The sequence below is a fragment of the Calothrix sp. FACHB-168 genome (assembly GCF_963889195.1).
Lineage (GTDB): Bacteria > Cyanobacteriota > Cyanobacteriia > Cyanobacteriales > Nostocaceae > Aulosira > Aulosira anomala_A.
This window is the reverse complement of record NZ_CAWPNJ010000054.1, coordinates 1-21,456: the sequence shown is the minus strand read 5'-3', so window position 1 is coordinate 21,456 and position 21,456 is coordinate 1. Positions and strand designations below refer to the sequence as shown.

The following is a 21,456-nucleotide window of genomic DNA, read 5'->3' as shown; positions in this document are numbered from 1 at the left end:
CAACATCCATGCAGAAAATCGTGTCATTGGCTACAATTTAGAGGCTAGGAGAGCCGAGGAGATAAAAGTGACCTTATCAAAAGGGTTTGAAATTGAGATGTACACTGGCACACCTCAAGGTGAAATTGTCGGACTCTCTGACAAAATTGTCGAGGCTTTAGATGGATTTGTGCGCGAGCCAGATAGCCGCAATGTAGAATACATAACTAAACCTTTGCATAGTTATGAACAGCTATTGTGTGCCTTGGTGCGCCCTCGGCAAAAGTTGCGCCAATATATCAAGCAACTAGGCGATTATACTTTAATTCCCGGCAGTACCCTATCTTTGGGTAGGAGCGATCGCTTCTTCCGTTCCGATCCCACCAATCCTTATCACGATTATATTGAGCGCAGCTACGGCACAAAAGTAGTCACAGCTAGCGTACATATCAACGTTGGTATTAGCGATCCTGAACTATTAATGCGGGCTTGTCGCGTAATTCGGGCAGAAGCACCCTTATTCCTCGCCCTCAGCGCTTCCTCGCCTTTTTTAGATGGTAAAGCCACTGGCTATCACTCTACCCGTTGGGGGCTATTTCCCCATACACCAGCCCGTGTACCTTTATTTGCCAGCCACGCCGATCATATTCAATGGGTAGAAGAGCAACTAGCGACGGGTACAATGCAAAATGTCCGCCATTTGTGGGCATCAGTACGCCCAAATGGCGATCGCCGTCCCCACGACTTAAATCGGCTAGAATTAAGAATTTGCGATTTAGTTACAGATCCTGTAGCTCTACTCGCCATTACAGCCTTGTTAGAAGCACGGTTGTTACAAATCTTAGAAAATCCAGAAATAGATCCCTTAACCCAAAGTCAACTTTCCCATGAAGAATTGCTCGATTTAATTGCCAGCAACGAAGCAGCAGCAGCAGCGAATAGTTTAGATGCACCGCTTCAACATTGGCAAGATGGCAGAACCATCATCGCTAGAGATTGGGTAGAACAAATGTATCAAGATGTATGGGCGATCGCTAAACAACAAGGATTTAGTTGTTTCCTGTCTCCCTTACACAAAATTCTCCGCGAAGGAAATGAAGCTCAACAATGGTTACAGCTACACGGCGTGGGATTTGATTCTCAGCGCGTGATTTCCCAAGCAATTGTTGCTATCCAAGAACGGGAATTGGAATTAGAAGATAAATTGTGTTCCCCCTCAGTGGTGTAGCACTACACCCCATAACATCTAGCAAATGATAGATTTTTGTGGAGGTAGAAACAAACCCTCTAGTAAGCAGCAGATCGCTGTGATAGAAAAAAATTATTATTACCTTCAGCTGAGTTAATCAAACTCTCAAAATAATGTTTTGAGGGATACATTTCTTTGTTTTAAAAATCTAATCATTTGCTAGAGCTTGATAATTATTAACAAAACCTATAGATTGTTGCTCTTCCTTTGGTAGAATGTTACAAGGTGATACATTGTTTTTGAGAATACATTCTAACCACTGAATAATGCCCCAGGTAGTTTTAGTTAATCCCCTAATTCCCCCAAATACAGGCAATATAGCCCGTACTTGTGCAGCCACAGGTACGGAATTACATTTGGTAGGGCCTTTAGGGTTTGAAATTAGCGATCGCTACCTCAAAAGAGCAGGTTTAGATTATTGGCCTTACGTTAAACTCACCTATCACGAATCTATAGAAGCCTTTAAAGACGCGCATCAGCAACGTGGTGGGAGATTATTGGGTTTTTCTGTCAGAGGTACCGCTAATTACGCCCAATTTCAGTTTCAAGCAGATGATTGGCTGCTGTATGGTAGCGAAACTACAGGCTTACCTCCAACAGTAATATCCGCTTGCGATCGCACTCTTTACATCCCCATGACAGAACCTCACGTGCGCAGCTTGAATCTTTCCGTGAGTGTCGCCGTCAGCTTATTTGAAGCCCGTCGCCAACTGGGTTATTTACAATAAACCTCTGTGCTAGAAAAACTTCAGTAAAAATACTTAAATAAAATCTATAATTTCCTAGTTCAATTTAAAGATTTAACTAAATTGAGCAAATATTAGCGATTGTTACAGCCAAATTCCAGTGAATGGTTATACTTGAGTCTGTAAGCTTTTACGAAGTTGAGTAAACAATACTTACAAACCTCGGACAGCTTATATAAGAAATTTGTATCTAAAATCCAGGTCAATCCGCAAATTGAATGATAGATTTTGATGAATTTCAATTATCTCTAAACTTGGGAACAAAAGGACAAAAACCTAGTCTTATAGGGCATTTAGTCATTTTTGACTCAAGCTTGATTTACCAAAAAGAAAAAAGTAGCTGGGAGATAATACGGTTGTCTTTTAGGGAATAATCAACGTAAAGTCTCGTGTTGGGTAGACGGATTGGTTAAATATCTCTTGAAGATATCTACAGCAGGGAGATTGGCTTTTTCAGAAGTAATAGCGAATCGATTGCTGACAGCAAAAGTGGACATAACAAAGCTTATACTTTGGTTCAGTCCCAGCTACAACAGCAAAAACGTTAAAAACAACTGTAAACGGCAAAAAATCTTCAGGTGTGAGGAATGGAACGGACAAGTCAGCACAGCAAGTTAAGTTTTGCTAATGAGTGTGAACTTGTCTAAATCAGAGAAGCAGGTTAATCTTGCGTAAGTATCTCTGGTGGGTGTGATCTCGATCAATCTGCGGATGTGATCTAAATCATTGACTAGTATCAGACTGAAAAAACAATTGAGGTCAGTTAAGCGCTAGTGATCATAGGAGGTCGTCTTTGAAACGAGCATTGAAAAAGAGAGAGAAGGCTGTGCTGAACAATACCCCTAACAGTGATAGTGCCCCGGTAGAACAGTCAAACACGAATAATTCTGGGGTAAATCACCGGGCAGGGACAAGAGCCGCCATGATTGGCTTGGCAATATCGATGGGAGCAACCAGTCTTTTGGTGACTCGACAAAGCGATCAAGCCCAAGCAGCTGCTCCTGTAGGCAGTCAAAAAGCAGCCTCAAGTACTCCGGCTGTTCCTGACACTGAAATGAAATTTGCCCCCACAAAGCTGGAAAACCAAACCGCCTCATTCGTGAGCGTGCCAGAAAATCCCGCGATCGTGGAACCTACAGCAATTTCACAACTGCCTGGGCTTGAAGCTAAATTACAAGTTGCAGCCAGTGGAGTGTCTGTACCAGTTCCGACAACAGATGCAACAGCTAAAGCCACAACAACTTATACAAGTTCTTTCTATCAGCAGCCTCAACTAATAGAGAGTTTGCAAGCAGCCAAAAAAGTAAAACAATTACAGAAAGTTTCTATTGCTAACAGTGTAGTTAACTCGCCAACTACATCCCTGACACCACTAGCAACAGAAAATCAGGCTGCAGACAGCGAAGTAACTGCACAGTTGAAAGCGCAGCAAGAGTTTGCTCTTAATCGCTTACAAGAAAAATCGAACCGTTTAAAACAAAGTCTGGCGGAGTTGCGGTCTGAGGAGACCCAAAATTCATCACCAACTAACACTGAGTTAGCTCCCAACCAATCTGTAGTTGAGAAAACGCCACAACTCAACGCAAGCAAGATTACAACAGAGCAAAAAGCAACCAATACCAATTCTAGTCAAGCTAGTCTGATATCGAAATTAAAACAGGCAAGACCTAGTACCACTAATAATGCCACGACTGCGACGACTGCGACTAATGTACCTGTAGTCACACCCGTAGCACCCACAATCAAAACAGCAGCACCATCAGCGGCTGTAGACTACGAAGTCAAACCAGGAGATACCCTAGCAGCGATCGCTAAAAAGTACGGTACTTCGGTTTCAGAATTAGCTCAAACAAATCATCTCAACAACCCCAACCAACTGCAAATCAGTCAAAAATTGGTAGTTCCTGCCGCTAAGGTTGACAGCAGCACAGCTAACCAATCGACTGAAGCCACTAACCCCATTGTAGAACAGCCTGATGTTACTGCCACAGTAGCACCATCCCCTGTTAACACCCCTGTTGTTACCCCGACCGTAGCTGCTACACCACAGTTACCAGTCGTCAACAACAACAGTGTGACCGTACCAACACCAGTCACTGCTGAAAATCAAATTTCCACCAACACCGCAGTCTCAGAAACCAACACCCAGCCTGATAACTCTTACGGCATGGGTGGCGATTCTCCAGTGCCCAAAGTGATTGTGGAAATGCAATCGAACAAAAAACCGCAAAAGCTAGCCAACGCTAAAAGTAATGAGCGTCTCCAAAGCTTACAAGCGGAAATTCAAAGATTGCGGGAAAAATATCGCGCTCAACAAGCAGGCGTAGTCACACCAGCTGTCAGCGAAAATAAAAATCCTGCGGCTGTATCAGTTCCTGTTCTCAATCCCAGCAATTTCGCGGTATCTAGCCCGACTACACCACGGAATTCTGTACAGATTCCTGTACCTGCGCCCATTGGAACTGGTAACTATTCCACCCAACCCATCAAGCCTGCATATCGGGCGACACAGCCTACTGAGCCAGTCAACCCAGAGTTCTTCTCTAACCAAAATCCTGGACGTAACACGCCTAATACCAGAATTGCTGCCCCTCCCAGAGGTGTCAATGCTTCTGATTCCTTAGGCAAAATGCGGGGAACTACAGTTTCTCCCAGTGGCTTACCAGCTTTGTCAGCAGTAGACCGCTATCTACCCAAACCAATTGATGAAGCTATCCCCCCACCATCCACCTCAACCGCAGCTTATATTTGGCCGGCAAAAGGTGTACTGACCTCTGGTTATGGTTGGCGCTGGGGAAGAATGCACAAAGGGATTGACGTTGCTAACTCCACCGGTACGCCGATTTACGCCTCAGCAGATGGTGTGGTAGTAAAAGCAGGCTGGAACAACGGCGGCTACGGTAATTTGGTAGATATCCGCCATGCTGATGGCAGCATGACTCGCTATGGTCATAACAGCAGGATATTTGTGCAGGTGGGTCAGCAAGTCAAGCAAGGCGAAACAATTGCGGCAATGGGTAGTACTGGTTTTAGTACAGGGCCACACACCCACTTTGAAATCCATCCCCCAGGAAAGGGAGCAGTGAATCCTATTGCCTTACTAGCAAGTCGGGTTTAATTGCTGATTGTCTACAATTAAGCCATTGCTTGATGATTGGAGGGAGTTCAACTCCCTCTTTTGCTTGCTGATTAGTCATTGGTCATTTGTCATTGGACTATTGACCTTTGACCTTTGACTCAAAAAATTATTTGTCAGATAGACTAGCAACGACGAAGTTTTTCTGTTATATTTAGAAATGTGAAAAAACACGGCTCAGTAGCTCAGTTGGTTAGAGCACGGGACTCATAAGCCTGGGGTCGTCTGTTCAAGTCAGACCTGAGCCATTGAAAGAATACTATGTTTTTCAAAATTGAAAGCGATCGCACTCTGCGTTTTAGAAAGTGCGATCGCTTAATTGTTGCCACAAAAATCAAGAAATACTATTCAATTTTAGGGCGGACAATCAATTAATTGTTAATGCCTCTGCTAACACCTGACGGTGCATCAAAGCTTGGTTTACCAAAGACTGAAGTTTCTCAGACGACAACCGAGAACCATGATTGTAATGCTCAATCCAAGCCTGACTAATCACATGAGGATCGTCTGGTAAATTCCCTAAATCCCATCCCGGCATTTCTAATTCTTCCATGAGGCGATTTACCTTAGGATCGTAGCTGAGAGCAAAACAGCGACAACCTTCAGCAGCAGCCATAATTAAGCTGTGCAGACGCATTCCAATGGTCATTTCTACACCGCGATATACGCCTTTTAAAAGCTGGGGATCTTCCAAACAGATAATTTGGCTCACATCTTGCAGATGGGGTTGAATCGCTTCCGCAATGCCTAAATCTTCACTTTTTTGAAACGGCAACAGTAAGATAAAAGCTTGGGTGGCTTTTTGGAAATCAACCACAGCGCGAGTTAAATTTGCCAAGCGCGTTTCTGTCAGTTGAGAATGCGATCGCAACGTCACCGCCACTCTAGGGGTTGGTAAATCGCTAATTCCGGGTACAGGCTGAGATTCTAGCGCCCAAACCGGATCGGGTGCCAGAATACAGGAAATTTGCCAATCAGATAACAAAGCCGCACTAGCGCGATCGCGTACACTAACCTTGGTACAACCTGCAAAATTCTGTCGTGCTAACCAACGAGTTTGTGGACGCTTTAGCGGCCCTATTCCTTGACCCCAAGCTACAGTTTTTAAACCCATCTGCTGTGCCAAAGTCATCAATCCCCCATAATAAAAAGGATTAATGGCACTAGTAACATCTTGGATTAAAGAGCCACCGCCCCAAATAAAAGCATCGCAAGAACGCATAGCTTGAATTATAGGTAAAAAAGCCATGCGATTCACAGTTTCAACACCATAGCGATCGCGCGTTTCCTGCGGATTACCAGAAAGCACCACAGGTGTCACATGGGGCGGTAACATTTGCAACAGCGTTGCCAATAAAGCTTCGTCACCACCATTACCTTTTCCGTAATACCCAGATAATAACGCCCGCATCGGTTTCATTTGTGATTTGAGATTTTGCTAATTTTTGCTAATTGACTTTCTTTGCACCTGATTATCTATTACTTATACAGAAGTTAGGTGAGGCGGCTGGCATACTTGCCAAAAAATCCGATTTTTCTTATGGGAAGATGGGAAGAAGCAGGGGAGCAGGGAGCAGGGAGCAGGGGAGAAATAACTAATAAGTTTTGACCCTTAACTGTTGACTGTTGACTGTTGACTGCGATCGCTTAAGCTCACTCGAAGTGTTGACTCTTGACTCTTGACTTTTGACTTTTAACTTATTTATGCACGCCCTTTCAATTCCCACCTGGATAATTCACGTTTCTAGCGTCATTGAGTGGATGGCCGCCATTTGGTTAATCTGGACTTACGGCGAACTCACTGGTAACCGCACTTGGTGGGGATTATCCTTCGCCATGTTACCTGCTTTAGTCAGTGCTATGTGTGCTTGCACTTGGCATTATTTCGATAATCCAGAATCTTTAGAATGGCTGGTAACGCTTCAAGCTACCATGACCTTAGTTGGTAATTTTACCCTTTGGGCAGCTGCGGTATGGATTTGGCGTTCTTCCAAATCTGCCCATAAGGGAATAGACTCTGTTGCAGCCCAACCTATCAAATCAGAGCGATGATCTCAAAAGACGCCCTTTTTGCCCTGTCACTATTTCCTTACTTGGGTTTCTTGTGGTTTATCAGCCGCAGTCAACAAATGCCACGTTTGGCTTTGTATGGATTTTACGGCACTTTAGTGTTTGTTGGTGTTACCATCCCAGCTGGAATTTATGCCAAAGTACATTATGGTAAAGCTTTAGCCAATGTCGATTGGTTGCACGGTGGTGCAGAAGTGTTTTTGACTCTGGCGAATATTCTGATCGTGTTAGGTTTTTGGCAAGCTGTAAAGCAATTAAAACAGAAAATTGCCACAGAGAAAAACCACTTATAGCTAGCTTTGGATTGGATTGAGGACAAGGTAAATGGATGTAATTCCAGCAATTGATTTATTAGCAGGGCGCTGTGTACGACTTTATCAGGGGGACTACGATCGCTCGCAAGTTTTTAGCGAGAACCCTGCTGATGTTGCTCAACAATGGGTAGATAATGGTGCATCTAGGCTACATGTGGTGGATCTTGATGGAGCCAAAGCCGGTAAAATTGTCAATTTAGCCGCAATTGAGGCGATCGCGCAAGCTGTATCCGTACCCATTCAAGTTGGTGGGGGATTGCGCGATCGCACCAGCGTTCAGCAGCTATTCAATACAGGCGTACAACGGGCGATTCTCGGAACTGTCGCCGTAGAACAACCCCAATTAGTACAGCAACTCTGCCAAGAATTCCCTGGACAGATTATTATCGGCATTGACGCACGTAACGGACTCGTAGCCACTCGCGGTTGGTTAGAAACCTCAGAAGTTTTAGCCACTCAATTAGCCGTACAAATGCAAGAATTAGGAGCCGCAGCCATTATCTACACCGATATCCATCGTGATGGTACACTCTCCGGCCCCAATATAGAAGCATTGCGAGAACTAGCCAGCACAATCTCAATTCCAGTCATAGCTTCTGGTGGCGTCAGTTCTGTTACCGACTTGTTAAGCTTATTAGCCTTAGAACCCCAAGGTGTAACTGGTGTAATTGTTGGTCGTGCCTTGTATACTGGCGATGTTGACCTTAAAGAAGCATTACGCGCGATCGGGCCAGGAAGAATTCAAGATATTCCCCCCAATCTGGATTTCTCCTCATTTGCTTAATATGTCCTCTCCTCTCTAAAAACAGATACAGCAGATTGCCAGTTGCTGAGGTACAGATTATCGTTCATTGTAGGGGCACTGGCACTGCCATGCCCCGACGCTGCCATGCCCCGAAGCGCGTACCTCATTTACCTGAAATATGCTGTAAATGCATTTGTCAGGCCGATAAAACCCAGCCTGACAAGTGAATTAGACTTTAAATTTTCCGGATTCATAATTTATACACTTGTAGTCCAATGTGTAGCGAGTTAACCATCAATCATTGTGTCCAATGAAACGTCCTCGTCCCAAACCTCCCAAAATTGGTAAGCCAACCAAAACTGAACCTGGCGCTATCAGGTTCAACAGCAACCTCAAAAGCTTGATACAACAAACTAAGTTTCTATTTGTGAGAGTTTTTAAACATTAATTTGAAATTTTTCAATTTTATTTTCAATTTTATTTTTAATAAGTAATGGGTTTCCTCTGTTCTAGAGACGTACAATCATAAGGCGTCTCTTTTTTTTGAATTTATGTTACAAACTTAATTTTATAGCTCATTCTATGCTTTGCTTCTCATCCCGCCAAAGCATGAATTACAAGCATTTTCATCATCTGAAATCATACAACCTAAGCAGATTGCGGATTAGCTATTTTTATTTGACTAAATTATAAATCCTTAAAATATTTTGCGGAAATAACCTGACATATCATGTAGATTAAAACTGTAGACAAATTACACTTCTTCACAGGGTTAAAATCATGTCCAATAAATCAAACAAATCTCAGCAATCAGCCAATCAAAAAAACCAAGATCGTCAAACACCAGGTAGAAAAAAACCAATGGATAATGGAATTCCACCTAAAAGAGATCAATAAATCTGATTGTAGATAAATTATTTGTATTCCCAATTGTCTATCTAGAGTTTGCAGCAATATAGTATTTACAGAAAAACCATCAGCATTAATGATGATGGGTATATAATTCTCTAGTCAGTTCTTTAGCCTCAAATTAGGCAAAAACAACCTGCTGACTACTAACTCATCATCATTAATAATGAAGGAAAATCAATTAACTAGACTCGCTTTCTACCTCAAAAAGCCTCATCTTTGTAGGTTGGGTTGAGGAACGAAACCCAACATAATATTCTGTTACAGCAGTTTTCACCTATTTGAACAATATCTGTTGTAGGGGTACGCCAGTATTAAAATTATTGTATATAGCAAAAGATTGTCGATGTTCCCTACAGCGTTGTCTATTTACCTGAAAATAGCTGTAAGTACTAATGCTTGTCTAAATTACATAACTACTTATATGGGCTGTCAACAGTCAACTGTTAACAGCCCTCACGATTGATTATGCAACTTAAAAGCAGAATAATTTATTTATTCTTCACCTGACTTTTCGCTTGTTCTAAAGCGATTTCTTTAATTGCTTGATAAGAATTCACATTAGCAGTACCTTCAATAGCTTTAACCGCTAAATCTTGGACTTGTTTAAGTGCAGATTCTAGTTGTTTAGAAAGATTTTGCAGACGATTATCTTGATTACTAATAGTCTGTTCTAAAGACTGTAATCTCTGTTCATAAAAACGCTTTTGTCCTTCAACTTCCTTATTGTATAAATCTGATTTAACCTTAGCTTGATAGTAAGCAATTCCCTTACCTTCTTCCGTGGCTTTTTTAATTGCGGTTTCTTTCTCTTTAGGAAATGCTTCTACTTTCGCTTTAGACTCTTCAAATTGCTTTTCTCGTTCTGCAATTGTTTTTTCCTTTTCCGCCCAAGCTTTCTCTGTTTCTTGTTGAAATTCTTCTAATTGTTTATTTAGCCCTTTTTGCTGTTGTTCATATTCATCTTGCGTCAACTTTCGCTGAAGTTCCAAATTATATTTATATTCTGCTTCATCTCTTTGGCGAGTTTTCTTGAGATTTTCATCTCGTTCTTTGACTAATCGATGATTTTCATCTTGTTCTTTCAGCCAAGTTTTTCTTTGTTCATCTAACTCTTGAAATAAAACTTCCTTCTGTTGGCTAAATTCTTCTTGATAATTCTTAGAATTATCTTCATAACTAGCAATCAGATTATCCAAAATATCTGCGGTAATTTCTAAATTATGTAGTTGCTTTAATTCTTGGACTTCTTTCTCTACATTTTCTCTAATTTCTCCTAATTTCGATGCTTGTGTAGTTAGCTGTTCAGATAATTCATTTGCCGCACTACCAAAGCCCAATTGAATTTTAGCCAAGCTTTCAATGGTATAATTCATTTTTTGTTGTACGGTAGATGGCTGATTCATAGTAGTTTTTGGTTCTATTTTGGGCTTATCTTTACTAGGAGATTGGCTAAGAGATTGATTTTCTTTCACAACTTGATTCAGTTGCGTTTTTACAGATGCTGCTTCTTTGGCTAACTCTTCATAAGCCTGAAGAATTTCCGCTTTAGTACTCTTATCAGTTGGTTTTTTCGCTACCACAACAACCCTCCATTATTTACAAAAGCACTTTTCAATTAATTTCTATTTAGCATTAGAACTATCAAAAGCTCTCATCGCTAAGTCTTGAGCCTGTTTTAATGCAGTTTGCAATTGAGTAGTAATACCTTCAATTTGCTCGGTTTGTTTTTTAATCGTTTCTTCTAAAGACTGAATTTTGAGTTCGTAACTTTGTTTGCTAGATTCCCACTCTTTCTCAAACAAATCAGCCTCAACCTTAGCTTTTTGGTTCGTTTCTTTAATGGCTTCTTCTCTGGCTTTCTTAATAGCCTCTTCCAACTCTGTGGGGAAAGCCGCAATTTTCTTCTGGTTTTCTGCAAATAGAGACTGGTTTGCACTCAGAACTTTTTCTCGTTCCGCCCAATTTTTCTCTTTCTGTTGAGTGTTTTCTTGAATTTCTCTTTCTAAATTGCGTTTTCTGGCTTCATAAGCATCTGTAGTTAGCTTTCTTGTAGTTTCTAACTTATATTGATATTCTTCCGCTTCAGTATTGCGTTGTTTCCCTATTAATTCATTGTAGGCTTGTAGGGCTTCTTCATATTCTGCTTGTTCTTTTTGCCATTCTTTACGCCTAATGGTAATTTCTTTTTCTAAAGCTTCGCGCTTACTAGATATTTCTTGTTCTAAGAACTTTAACTTTTCTTGATGTTCTTGAGTTAAAATATCTAAAGCATCAGCAACAATTCTGATTTGTTGCAGTTCTTGTAAATGCTGAGTTTCAATTTCTCTAGCTCGATTTAATTCATCTAATTTAGCGGTTTCCTTTGCTAACTTTTCTGACAAAGAAGTGACAATGCTACCAAATTCTAATTGTAAATCAGCTAAACCTTTAACAATACTATCTACCGTATATGTAGAAGCAGCAGCTAAGATTTCTTGATTTTTTGCCTTTTCTGCTTCCTCTTGCTTCGTAGCTATTTTTAAATCTAATTTTTTTCGTTCGGCGAGAATTTGTTGAAAAGCTTGTACTATCTGTTGTTTGCTGTCTTTGACTGCAACTGTAGTCATACTTCAACTCCTTTCAAGATGGAACCATGTAGCGAGTAGCAAGTCATACCAAAAACTACCCTATGCAGACATCAGACTAGCCTGAAAATAAGGGTTTTCAGCACAGTGTAAATACTGAAAGGCAAAATCAAAAATCACTTCTTATTTTTCAAAGCGATCTGAAACCTTTCTCTTGCTAGGTAAAGCCTTTTTTACTTTGTAATACCTTAATAGTACTATTGTACTAAATTAAATTTGTTCTTGTCAAGATGCAAATCTAGTTATAGATAAACTTCCAGATATAAATTTACTGCAAACATTCTTGGCAGTATGTAGCGTTGATACTTATAATAAATTGGGTAATGTTACCGATGTAAAGTTTTATAAACTAAGTCAGCAGATTTAGGTTTGCAGCTACATTCAGGCAAGATAATCGATTTAATTGCCATAGCGATCGCAGAACAGACCCAATATTTTGTGATATCAACAAATGTATACCAGTGAATCAACCAAGTTTTCTGCCAAAGCAGATATAGGGCAAACTAGCCGCATTCTCATAGTCGAAGATGAAGAACTGATCCGAGAAATGGTAGTAGTAGCCTTGGAGGAAGAAGGCTATGAGGTGGTGACTTCTACAGATGGGCGATCGGCTGTAGAATACCTCAAAAGCTCTGAACCCAACTCAGGGGAAGATTCCTTTGACTTGGTAATCCTTGATTTAATGCTGCCACAGATTAATGGATTAGATATTTGTCGCTTACTGCGTCATCAAGGTAACCCAGTACCAATTTTAATGATTAGTGCCAAGGGTAGCGAAACTGACCGGGTTCTGGGTTTAGAGGTGGGTGCAGATGATTATCTCACCAAACCCTTTAGTATGCGGGAATTAGTAGCTCGCTGTCGCGCTTTATTGCGTCGTCAACGGTTTAGTACTGTTACCCAACTACCAATTTTAAAGTACAAGGATGTCAGCTTAAATCCCCAAGAGTGTCGTGTACTAGTTCGTGGTCAAGAAGTCAATCTTTCTCCTAAGGAGTTTCGCCTTCTGGAACTGTTTATGAGTTATGCGCGCCGAGTCTGGTCGCGGGAACAACTGCTAGATCAAGTCTGGGGGCCAGATTTTGTCGGAGATAGTAAAACTGTCGATGTTCACATCCGTTGGTTAAGAGAAAAATTAGAGTTAGATCCTAGTCGTCCCGAATATATTGTCACTGTCCGAGGATTTGGTTATCGATTTGGATAAAAGGGGACGATACTTGTTAGTTTTTAGTTGTGATCAAGCAACTAAATAACTTCAATGTTCTTATTGGGATTTTCTCTGGGTTTAGGGTTAGGTATTGGGTTTTGGATGTGGCAACAGGTACAGCTAGAGCATTACCTGAAGCGAATCTTCAAACCTTTAAATTCTCATTATACTGAGGTGGCGCTGCCGTTGATGCCTCGTCTGCGGGAGCAGATTGGTGTGCTGATGCAAAAACGGCAGAATTTACAAGATTCACTAGAAACGTACCAAGAACTACTAAATGTTGCACCATTGGGATATTTGCAGGTAGATGAAGAAAATCAACTGCTGTGGTGCAATAAGCTGGCTAAGGAGATATTGTATTTGGAGCGGTGGCAACCAGGACAAGTGAGATTGTTACTGGAGTTAGTCCGGTCTTATGAACTTGACCGCTTAATTGAGCAAACTCGCGATTGTCAACAACCAAGAGTGAAAGAGTGGGTGTTTCACCCCTCTTTTGAGAATGCGGCAGCAATGTTAGAAGTAAAGTCTCTGGCTTTACGTGCATCTAGTTTCCCTTTACCTCAGGGACAAGTGGGGGTATTTTTAGAAAATCGCCAACCACTGCTAGATATGAATCAAGCTAGAGAGCGTTCTTTTTCCGATTTAGCACACGAACTGAGAACACCCTTAACTTCAATTCGTTTGGTTGTGGAAACTTTACAAAACCGCTTAGAACCACCGTTAAATCGTTGGGTTAACCGCCTGATGCAAGAAGTCGATCGCTTGATTAACTTAGTACAAGGTTGGTTAGATCTAACTCAGATGGAAACAGATCCAACCATTCAATTAAATCCGGAAACGGTGGAAGTGCGATCGCTCATTACTTCTGTTTGGGAAACTTTAGAACCTTTAGCGCAACAACAAAACCTGAATCTGAACTATTCGGGAATAGAATCTGTGTTCATCAAAGCAGATCGTTCCCGCATGTACCAAGTTTTTCTGAATTTGCTAGACAACTGCATTAAATACAGTCCTGCTGACACAACTATTCAAGTTAACGCCAAAATCATACCTGCAGAAGCTACTGAAATTACCAATTCTACTTCCTCTAGTTTAGAAATCGATATCATCGACGCTGGTGTTGGTTTTTCATCAGCAGATTTACCCCATGTTTTTGAGCGATTTTACCGAGGGGATAAAGCAAGAGCGCGTAATCAAGTACCAGATTCTCATTCCACACCTACAACTATAGGTAGTGGTTTAGGCTTGGCAATAGTTAAACAAATTATTCTGGCTCATGGTGGTTGGATCAAAGCTATGAATCACCCCGAAACCGGTGGTGCTTGGATACAATTCCAACTACCAGAAGTCATGGCAAATAACTCCAGCCAAGATTATAGTTAAAAAATTAACATCCAGTTTAACAAGATAAGTGTGAACGCTGCCCTTGATAGCCATAATTCCGATGGAAACCAGCTAGCACGCGCTATGCGGCGCTTGGAGCGGGATGTATTACGCATGGGTGCTTTAGTGGAACAATCGTTTCGTCTCAGCCACCAAGCTTTATTTTCCCGCAATCTCACAGCAGCTGAAGCACTTCCACAATTAGATAAAAAAATCGATCGCTTTTACAGACAGATAGAGTCAGACTGTACAGCGATTATGACATCGCAAGAGCCTACACCACAAGATTTGCGCTGTTTGAGTGCTTTTATGCAATTAGTGCGAGATTTAGAAAGAATTGGGGATTATGCGGAAGATATTGCCGAAATTGCCATTAAAATCTTTCCTTATCCCCCTCATCCATCTTTACCAGAGATTGCAGTTATGTCCCATCACGCGCAAGCGATGTTAGCTACTAGCTTAGTAGCTTTAGCTGATTTAGATGAAGCTGGCGGGCGCAGTATTAAGCGTTTGGATGATACTGTTGATAATGCTTATGAACGTCTCTATCAAACTTTAGCGTTTCAAAAAGATGTTCAGGGTGTGGTAGAACCGATTGTGCTGTTAGCTTTAGCTATTCGCTACCTAGAGCGCATGGCGGATCACGCTACGAATATTGGACAAAGAGTGGCATATATTGTGACTGGTCAACATTATTGATTCAAGGGACTAAAATTTAGATTTGGATGGTCAAAACTCTATAGTCAATAGTCAATTTAGCCTTGTCTACATCTAGCCACAACTCAAAATCAAATATGAAAGTTTTGTGAACTAGCATACATTTCACTAAATGCTTACCTCTTCTTAAACTTGCAAATTTAAAATTAAGCCAACAATAAAAAGTGATACTTTCAAGACTTAAAACTCATAAGTATCACTTTTTTGATGTTTATTTGATGTTTAGAGGGGAAACTCAAAAAATACAGTATAAAACAGAGCTATTATCAGGCTGAAATCAAGCTATTAAATATTTACAAATTAAAGTTTCGAGAGAAAAATTACGCAAGAACAAATTGTATAAAAAACAATCTAATTATACTTAAGTTTTCAGTAGAAAAATGTATGGAGCATAACAGATTTCTCTATGAGGAAATTCAAAAATATCTGTCAAATATTTCTAGGTTGCTAAAATGCCGATAAATTCAAAGCTTGATTATTACAATATGGCAAACAGCCAAATTTAAATTGCATAATACAAATTATATATTTTTATAATAGATATCAATCACCAATCAGCATTGAACATAAAGCAAATCATTGCTTATTATCTATATAGATAATTAGATATTTAAATATATTATGTAGGAATATTTATAATTTTATGTTCGAGGATGTAATGCAAGAATGTAATATAAATATTACTTAGCGATCGCACATTTAATTGCAGTTAGATCCAACAAAGTTAAAGTGTAAGGTTAATTGAAGATTCTGGGCAAATTATTGTGGAAATATATGTAAAATTTATCAAAAATCCGTAATTTGTATAAAAGAAACTCAGGATAAATAATTTTCAGCGCCTATCCCCATATTTATTCAGTATTTTTACAGTATTCTCCTATCCTTATTCTACTAAACTTACCTCTGAATGTATTTCACAAGTCCTAACACAGAATCTGCTAGTACATTGAATCATGCTCTGATCAATGGACAGTTACCTCAAAGAATATTTGCTCGTGGGGAAATAATTCCCCCACGCAATGAAGTACTTTGGCGCATTGAACAGGGAGCGGTTCGTACTTTAACTTGGAGTGAAGATGGAACATATATTACTCTAGGTTATTGGGGGCCGGGTGATATCATTGGCTATCCCTTATCTAGAGTTAAACCTTATCAAATTGAATCGTTAACTAAAGTAGAAGTCACTGTTGTACCACCTCATCTTTGGTCTGAAGATATCGGTGCTTTATTAGCTCATATTCAACAGGCTGAGGAATTACTAAGTATAGTTCATCGTAAACCAATGTCAGTACGCCTGTGGTATTTTCTGTTGTGGTTAAGTGAAAAATTTGGTATTGATGTAGAACAGGGCAAATTGCTCGATCTAAATATCACCCATCAGGAAATAGCAGAAGTTTTAAATACTACAAGGGTGACGATTACAAGACTTTTACAGCAATTTGAAGAAGAGGGAAAGCTGTTGCGTCAAAAAAGACGAATGATAATTTGTTTACCTCAGAAAATTTTCAAATAATAGGGTAAAATAATTTTGGTTTATTCGTGAAAACTGCCAACTAACCTTGGTAAAATCATGAATGAATTAATCTAAGTAAATTCCTTAATGAAAAAATTTATTTTAGGGAAAATTTACTGATGAATCAACTAATTCTAGGTGTGTGTGAGAGTAAAAGTAATGAAAAAAGCATTGTGGGAGCTAGTAAAGATTGGCCCTTTGGTTGTTGCTGCTACATTTTTGGCTGCTAACAGCACCTTAGCGGCTGAAACCAATGAGAAGTTAACTGGTGTAAGCCAGTTGGCGCAAGACTCTGACAGTATGGGTCAGGTGACATCTGTTTCCCAATTTTCGGATGTACAGCCTACAGACTGGGCATTCCAGGCATTACAATCTCTAGTTGAGCGTTATGGCTGTATTGCAGGTTATCCAAATGGTACTTATCGGGGTAACCGTGCTTTAACCCGTTATGAATTTGCTGCTGGGTTGAATGCTTGTTTAGATCGAGTTAACGAACTGATTGCTACAGCTACTGCTGATTTAGTAACTAAACAAGATTTAGCGACTTTACAGCGTTTACAAGAAGAATTTTCTGCGGAATTAGCAACTTTGCGCGGTCGTGTTGATTCTTTAGAAGCACGTACTGCTGAATTAGAAGCAAATCAATTCTCTACTACTACCAAGTTACAAGGGGAAGCGATTTTCAACGTTGGTCAGGCTTTTGGTGATACCAGAGCTGACAATGGTGCTAACTTAGAATCGAATACTGTTTTTTCCGATCGCGTTCGCTTAACCTTAAATAGCAGTTTTACCGGAAAAGATCAGTTGCAAATCCGTTTGCAAGGTCGCAACACTATCTCTAATTCCAGTGTAACTGGTACCAACATGACCCGTTTGGGCTTTGATGGTGGCACTAATAACAGTGTTGAAATTGATAAAATTAACTATGCTTTCAACTTCGGCGATGGAATTAGGGTCAAAGTTGATGCGACTGGGGCTGAGTTGAACGAGAACTTTTATACCTTTAATCCTGATTTTGCTAGTTCTGGTAGAGGTGCTTTATCTCGTTACGGACGCTTCAGCCCTATCTATCGTCAAGGTGCTGACGGTGCTGGTATAAGTGTGAATGTCAATCCTAACGGGCCTTTGAGCTTCGGTGCAGCTTATATTTCCCAAGGTAATAATGCTAGCAATCCGGCTGATGGTAGCGGATTATTTGGTGGTAGTAACACATTTTTTGGTCAGATAACTTTCAAGCCCAACAAAGCTTTAAATGTGGGCTTTAGCTATGCTCGTACTTACCAAAGCGTTCCTAGCTTATTCCAAGGTACAGGTAGTACATTTGCTAACAGACCTTTTGGTAGTAACACTCGGATTGAAGCTAACCATTATGGTATACAAGCTACCTTCCAACCTAGTGCTAAGTTGGCTTTGAGTGGTTGGGCTGGTTATACTGAGGCCGATTCTGCAACTGATAACAGAAGTGCAGATGCTTGGTATTGGGCTGCTTCACTGGGCGTGAGAGACTTAGGTGCAAAAGGTAACGTTCTCGGTGTTATCTTCGGTCAACCACCAAAAATCACCGGTGGTAGCGGTATTGCTTCAGAATCTGGCACATCATACCATTTAGAAGGTCTATACAAAGTAAGGGTTTCTGATAATATTCAGGTTACCCCTGGTTTGTTAGTGATTTTCAATCCCGAACACAACGACAATAATAACAGTATCTACGTAGGCACTCTACGTACTACCTTCAGTTTCTAAAGTCGATTATAGGTTGTCAAGGGTGGGAAAATCCTGCCCTGACTGACTTATTGTTTAATTTTTCTAAATAGAGAAAATGAACCCGCTTCAATGCGGGTTTTTGTTTGTGTATAAATAATTACAAAGGATTAATATTTTGTTGACTAGATAGATCGGTTGGCGGGCGATCGCTACTCCAAGCCCACCAAGCACAACTACAGTGACAATTGTAGAATTCTTGCCATTTACGGCGACGGTCTTCTGTAATTACAGGCGATCGCCTATTTAGCCAAACTTCTGTAGCTTCTCGGCTACTGGCTTTGCAGTTAGGACAGCAAAACTGATAAGCATGAATTGCTTTGTTTGTCCATTCAGGCGGGGTAGGAGCGAAAGCGTCCATGTATCTGGGAGATTATCACACATCAAAGGTTAGCATGAAAAGTGATTTTTTTGTCAATGGTCAATGGTCAATGGTCAATGGTCAATGGTCAATGGTCAATGGTCAATAGTCATTTGTCCTCCTTGTCTTCCTTTTTTTCCTTGTCCTCCTTCCCTTGTCATTGGTCATTGGCAGGAGATAATCAGATAACCAACTATTTCAGCGAATAATAGATTAATTTTATGGAGCCTATTGTTGAGATTCGCCGTTTATTAGATGTTATGCCGGCTGCGGCTAGAATGCTGACAAAAATCGTTAGCAAACCGGAACAGCCAAGGGTGATTGAGGTATCTTTCCCGCTTCCCTGGAATCAAGAACGACCGATATATATTAATTTTGATTTATGGTTTCGTATGTCGAAATCGCAAAGAGATTTACTACTGTTACAAAAAGTTAGCTGGTTAACAGGGGTGAAGTGGTTTAAACCAGATATTTATCAAGGGGTAGTGCTACTCGGTTTACTGGGTGGTGTAGTGGAATCAGCACAGTCAGATGTGGTAGGTGTAGCTATTGGTGTAGGCTTAAGTGCGATCGCCTGCTTTCGGATTTGGCGTCATAATCAATCTCCAGAGTTAGAATTAACTGCTGATGCTGCTGCAATTCGGATTGCGGGGAGACGGGGTTATTCTGAAGCTGAAGCAGCAGAGTATTTGTTATCTGCTATCGAAGCTACCGCTAAGATTGAGGGACGTAGTGGCTTAAATTTTAGCGAGTTAATTCGTTGTCAAAATTTAAGAGCGATCGCGGGTTTGTCACCTGTGGGTGTACCAGAAAATTATACAAGATAGGAAAAACAGCGAAAAATCGTTGTTAATTTTGGTAATTGTTGATCAACTTCACTATTTCACATCAGTGACTCGCCAGCTAAGTTTGAGGTTTACCCAAAAATTCCAGATGGTAGCAACTGCGATCGCAATTAGGTTGGCAATGTAGCGGTTGGGAATGAGAAAATTAAATACTAGGTTCAAAATCAGTACATTTAATATCAATCCCGCCAAACAAATTAAATTAAATTTGAGAAAGCGCTTCAAGCGTTGACGCCATTCTTGCTGCTTCATTGAGACATCAGCAAAAGTCCAAGCGTCATTCCATAAAAAATTATTGAAAATGGCAATTTCCCCGGCAATTATTTTACTACGGGTTAAAGGTAAAGCTAAGGTTGTGGGGTCACTCAGTAAATAAAGTATTGCCATATCTACAAATACTCCACTGAGTCCGACTAATCCAAACCGGAGAAATCTACCAAGGGGAAAACCTATGTTTTGACTCAATTGTTCTAAATGTCCTGTAGCTTGGCTAACTCGTCGCCAACCGCCTGTAGTTAGTCGCAAGCGCAAAAGGTGGTGGATATAATCGACATATTGCTTCCATGTCACCTTGCTTTCGCCTTCTTTGCGTTCACAGAATACATAGCCGACTTCCGCAATTTCATCGACATTTCCCCGTCCAATTACCTCTAGGAGAATTTTGTAACCTACAGGATTGAGTATTGCCCCAGCGATCGCATTTCGTCGTACCATAAAATAACCGCTCATGGGGTCAGAAACTCTTCCCAAGACTCTGGGTAAGATAATCAATCCTAAAACTTGCGCCCCACGGGATAGAAAACGTCTGATAACACTCCAACTGCTAACACCACCGCCTTCTACGTGACGACTCGCTACTGCTAAATCTGCACCCTGCTGAATTTGAGTTAACAATTGTGTTAATACTTCTGGTGGATGCTGTAAATCTCCATCAATAACGCCTAAAATACTTCCTCTTGCGGCTTGCCAACCTCGAATTACTGCTGAAGATAGTCCTCGCTCCTGTTTTCGCCGCATTACTTGCAATTGTGGGTATTCTTCTGTTAAAGATTGTGCTACTTCCCAAGTGCGATCGGGACTATCATCATCTACTACAATTAGTTCATATTGTCCAGGAATCGACTCATCTAACAACTGACTCAAAATCTTGACAACTTGATGAATATTGTCACGTTCTTTATAAGTGGGAATTACTAGGGAAAGGATAATATTTTCTCTTGTTATTGATGTAATTTGCGGCGGAAATTCTGGTATTTGTAATTCACCAGTTGGTACGGGTAATAATGACATGGGTTGGCGTTGAATCATTAGTGTAAACTTCCACGGAATTGATTTAGGATTTTCATTATTTTTCTGAATTTAGTTGATATTTAAATATTTTTATACCAATTTAATATCAAGATGCACGTAATTATTTTGAGAGATATGGAACTGAAAAAACTCTGCCTAACTTGGCGTTAACTTTAGCGTCTCCTTGCGTTCAATAAAGATATAGTTTTGTGCAATTCACAAATAAATGGTATTAGATTTTAAATTTTTCCGACATATTCAAATTTTAAAATTACCCGACATAAAAGTATAGCAATCTTCTTTGATATATGAACAAAAATGACAAATCAGATAATGTTTGTAACTCATTTTCAGATTGCTATATACCCATTAGTTAGGAATTAGACTTAATTAACACTATCATTCCTCAGTATTTTTACTAATCTAAGGCTGGAATCTTGATTTTTGTATAAGGGATTAAAATCATAATTTTTTTGCATGTTTCTTGCTAAATCTGCTGATGGTTTAACCTAACTTGCGGGAAGTCCCCAGGTGTAGTTTACGGAACCTGGGGATGAAAGCAAGGGCTGCGACGATTGCATCTTTGACCGTCAACAACCGTAGG

At 40.4% G+C, this 21,456-nt stretch carries 17 protein-coding genes and 1 tRNA gene; 13 read left to right on the top strand and 5 right to left on the bottom strand.

Features of this window, described 5'->3' with window-relative positions; genetic code table 11:
- The first annotated feature begins 67 nt into the window (after nucleotides 1-67).
- The 4 genes from gshA to AACW45_RS28965 all read left to right on the top strand — a co-directional run bounded on the left by gshA (nucleotide 68) and on the right by AACW45_RS28965 (nucleotide 5,358).
- A complete protein-coding gene (gene gshA / locus AACW45_RS28980) occupies nucleotides 68-1,207 on the top strand; it encodes a glutamate--cysteine ligase (RefSeq protein ID WP_190636382.1) in 1,140 nt (379 codons plus the stop codon).
- Between the two features lie 287 nt (nucleotides 1,208-1,494).
- Nucleotides 1,495-1,956, top strand: coding sequence for a tRNA (uridine(34)/cytosine(34)/5-carboxymethylaminomethyluridine(34)-2'-O)-methyltransferase TrmL (gene trmL / locus AACW45_RS28975; protein ID WP_190539597.1), 462 nt, complete (start codon nucleotides 1,495-1,497; stop codon nucleotides 1,954-1,956).
- An 844-nt stretch (nucleotides 1,957-2,800) separates the two neighbouring features.
- The gene (locus tag AACW45_RS28970; RefSeq protein WP_313933813.1) at nucleotides 2,801-5,092 is read left to right on the top strand and encodes a peptidoglycan DD-metalloendopeptidase family protein; all 2,292 of its coding nucleotides are present in this window, start codon (nucleotides 2,801-2,803) and stop codon (nucleotides 5,090-5,092) included.
- Between the two features lie 192 nt (nucleotides 5,093-5,284).
- Nucleotides 5,285-5,358, top strand: a tRNA-Met gene (locus AACW45_RS28965).
- Between the two features lie 119 nt (nucleotides 5,359-5,477).
- On the opposite strand, the gene csaB is transcribed toward AACW45_RS28965, so the two are convergent.
- Nucleotides 5,478-6,521, bottom strand: a complete 1,044-nt coding sequence (csaB, locus tag AACW45_RS28960; protein ID WP_190636420.1) for a polysaccharide pyruvyl transferase CsaB — start codon at nucleotides 6,519-6,521, stop codon at nucleotides 5,478-5,480.
- Nucleotides 6,522-6,814: 293 nt separating this feature from the next.
- Here csaB and AACW45_RS28955 point away from each other — a divergent pair, with 293 nt between their 5' ends.
- Genes AACW45_RS28955 through hisA form a run of 3 tightly spaced genes read left to right on the top strand, consistent with a single transcriptional unit; the run spans nucleotide 6,815 to nucleotide 8,278 of the window.
- On the top strand, nucleotides 6,815-7,162 hold the full coding sequence (locus tag AACW45_RS28955) for a DUF2499 domain-containing protein (RefSeq protein ID WP_096644344.1): 348 nt from the start codon (nucleotides 6,815-6,817) through the stop codon (nucleotides 7,160-7,162).
- Nucleotides 7,159-7,473, top strand: a complete 315-nt coding sequence (locus tag AACW45_RS28950) for a DUF3593 domain-containing protein (RefSeq protein WP_190539589.1) — start codon at nucleotides 7,159-7,161, stop codon at nucleotides 7,471-7,473. The genes AACW45_RS28955 and AACW45_RS28950 overlap by 4 nt, the downstream gene beginning before the upstream one ends.
- A gap of 31 nt (nucleotides 7,474-7,504) precedes the next feature.
- Nucleotides 7,505-8,278: a 1-(5-phosphoribosyl)-5-[(5-phosphoribosylamino)methylideneamino]imidazole-4-carboxamide isomerase gene (gene hisA / locus AACW45_RS28945; RefSeq protein ID WP_190636379.1), complete on the top strand. Its 774-nt coding sequence runs from the start codon at nucleotides 7,505-7,507 to the stop codon at nucleotides 8,276-8,278.
- Between the two features lie 1,361 nt (nucleotides 8,279-9,639).
- Here hisA and AACW45_RS28940 read toward each other — a convergent pair.
- Both AACW45_RS28940 and AACW45_RS28935 read right to left on the bottom strand, forming a co-directional pair.
- Nucleotides 9,640-10,731: a hypothetical protein gene (locus AACW45_RS28940; RefSeq protein WP_190636377.1), complete on the bottom strand. Its 1,092-nt coding sequence runs from the start codon at nucleotides 10,729-10,731 to the stop codon at nucleotides 9,640-9,642.
- A gap of 42 nt (nucleotides 10,732-10,773) precedes the next feature.
- Entirely contained in the window at nucleotides 10,774-11,757 is a 984-nt protein-coding gene (locus tag AACW45_RS28935; RefSeq protein WP_190636375.1) for a hypothetical protein, read from the bottom strand.
- Nucleotides 11,758-12,226: 469 nt separating this feature from the next.
- Here AACW45_RS28935 and AACW45_RS28930 point away from each other — a divergent pair, with 469 nt between their 5' ends.
- From AACW45_RS28930 to AACW45_RS28910, 5 genes are all read left to right on the top strand, one after another.
- Nucleotides 12,227-12,979, top strand: coding sequence for a winged helix-turn-helix domain-containing protein (locus tag AACW45_RS28930; protein ID WP_096644349.1), 753 nt, complete (start codon nucleotides 12,227-12,229; stop codon nucleotides 12,977-12,979).
- 54 nt (nucleotides 12,980-13,033) lie between these two features.
- The gene (locus AACW45_RS28925; RefSeq protein ID WP_190636373.1) at nucleotides 13,034-14,365 is read left to right on the top strand and encodes a sensor histidine kinase; all 1,332 of its coding nucleotides are present in this window, start codon (nucleotides 13,034-13,036) and stop codon (nucleotides 14,363-14,365) included.
- 30 nt (nucleotides 14,366-14,395) lie between these two features.
- Nucleotides 14,396-15,064, top strand: coding sequence for a phosphate signaling complex protein PhoU (phoU, locus tag AACW45_RS28920; protein WP_313933812.1), 669 nt, complete (start codon nucleotides 14,396-14,398; stop codon nucleotides 15,062-15,064).
- Nucleotides 15,065-15,989: 925 nt separating this feature from the next.
- Entirely contained in the window at nucleotides 15,990-16,595 is a 606-nt protein-coding gene (locus tag AACW45_RS28915) for a Crp/Fnr family transcriptional regulator (RefSeq protein WP_190636371.1), read from the top strand.
- Nucleotides 16,596-16,754: 159 nt separating this feature from the next.
- Nucleotides 16,755-18,338 (top strand): iron uptake porin, encoded by a 1,584-nt coding sequence (locus tag AACW45_RS28910; RefSeq protein ID WP_190636369.1) that lies wholly within the window; start codon nucleotides 16,755-16,757, stop codon nucleotides 18,336-18,338.
- A gap of 118 nt (nucleotides 18,339-18,456) precedes the next feature.
- Here the strand turns inward: AACW45_RS28910 and AACW45_RS28905 are convergent, their stop codons facing one another.
- Nucleotides 18,457-18,717 (bottom strand): hypothetical protein, encoded by a 261-nt coding sequence (locus tag AACW45_RS28905; RefSeq protein WP_096644353.1) that lies wholly within the window; start codon nucleotides 18,715-18,717, stop codon nucleotides 18,457-18,459.
- Between the two features lie 221 nt (nucleotides 18,718-18,938).
- Here AACW45_RS28905 and AACW45_RS28900 point away from each other — a divergent pair, with 221 nt between their 5' ends.
- Entirely contained in the window at nucleotides 18,939-19,544 is a 606-nt protein-coding gene (locus AACW45_RS28900) for a DUF3318 domain-containing protein (RefSeq protein WP_190636367.1), read from the top strand.
- Between the two features lie 51 nt (nucleotides 19,545-19,595).
- On the opposite strand, the gene AACW45_RS28895 is transcribed toward AACW45_RS28900, so the two are convergent.
- A complete protein-coding gene (locus AACW45_RS28895; RefSeq protein WP_190636365.1) occupies nucleotides 19,596-20,870 on the bottom strand; it encodes a glycosyltransferase in 1,275 nt (424 codons plus the stop codon).
- Nucleotides 20,871-21,456 lie beyond the last annotated feature (586 nt).

Excerpts from the sequence above, each read along its gene's own strand:
- trmL (WP_190539597.1), top strand. The coding sequence starts at position 1,495 with ATGCCCCAGGTAGTTTTAGTTAATCCCCTAATTCCCCCAAATACAGGC.
- csaB (WP_190636420.1), bottom strand. The coding sequence starts at position 6,521 with ATGCGGGCGTTATTATCTGGGTATTACGGAAAAGGTAATGGTGGTGAC.
- AACW45_RS28955 (WP_096644344.1), top strand. The coding sequence starts at position 6,815 with ATGCACGCCCTTTCAATTCCCACCTGGATAATTCACGTTTCTAGCGTC.
- AACW45_RS28950 (WP_190539589.1), top strand. The coding sequence starts at position 7,159 with ATGATCTCAAAAGACGCCCTTTTTGCCCTGTCACTATTTCCTTACTTG.
- hisA (WP_190636379.1), top strand. The coding sequence starts at position 7,505 with ATGGATGTAATTCCAGCAATTGATTTATTAGCAGGGCGCTGTGTACGA.
- AACW45_RS28935 (WP_190636375.1), bottom strand. The coding sequence starts at position 11,757 with ATGACTACAGTTGCAGTCAAAGACAGCAAACAACAGATAGTACAAGCT.
- AACW45_RS28930 (WP_096644349.1), top strand. The coding sequence starts at position 12,227 with ATGTATACCAGTGAATCAACCAAGTTTTCTGCCAAAGCAGATATAGGG.
- AACW45_RS28925 (WP_190636373.1), top strand. The coding sequence starts at position 13,034 with ATGTTCTTATTGGGATTTTCTCTGGGTTTAGGGTTAGGTATTGGGTTT.
- AACW45_RS28915 (WP_190636371.1), top strand. The coding sequence starts at position 15,990 with ATGTATTTCACAAGTCCTAACACAGAATCTGCTAGTACATTGAATCAT.
- AACW45_RS28910 (WP_190636369.1), top strand. The coding sequence starts at position 16,755 with ATGAAAAAAGCATTGTGGGAGCTAGTAAAGATTGGCCCTTTGGTTGTT.
- AACW45_RS28905 (WP_096644353.1), bottom strand. The coding sequence starts at position 18,717 with ATGGACGCTTTCGCTCCTACCCCGCCTGAATGGACAAACAAAGCAATT.
- AACW45_RS28900 (WP_190636367.1), top strand. The coding sequence starts at position 18,939 with ATGGAGCCTATTGTTGAGATTCGCCGTTTATTAGATGTTATGCCGGCT.
- AACW45_RS28895 (WP_190636365.1), bottom strand. The coding sequence starts at position 20,870 with ATGATTCAACGCCAACCCATGTCATTATTACCCGTACCAACTGGTGAA.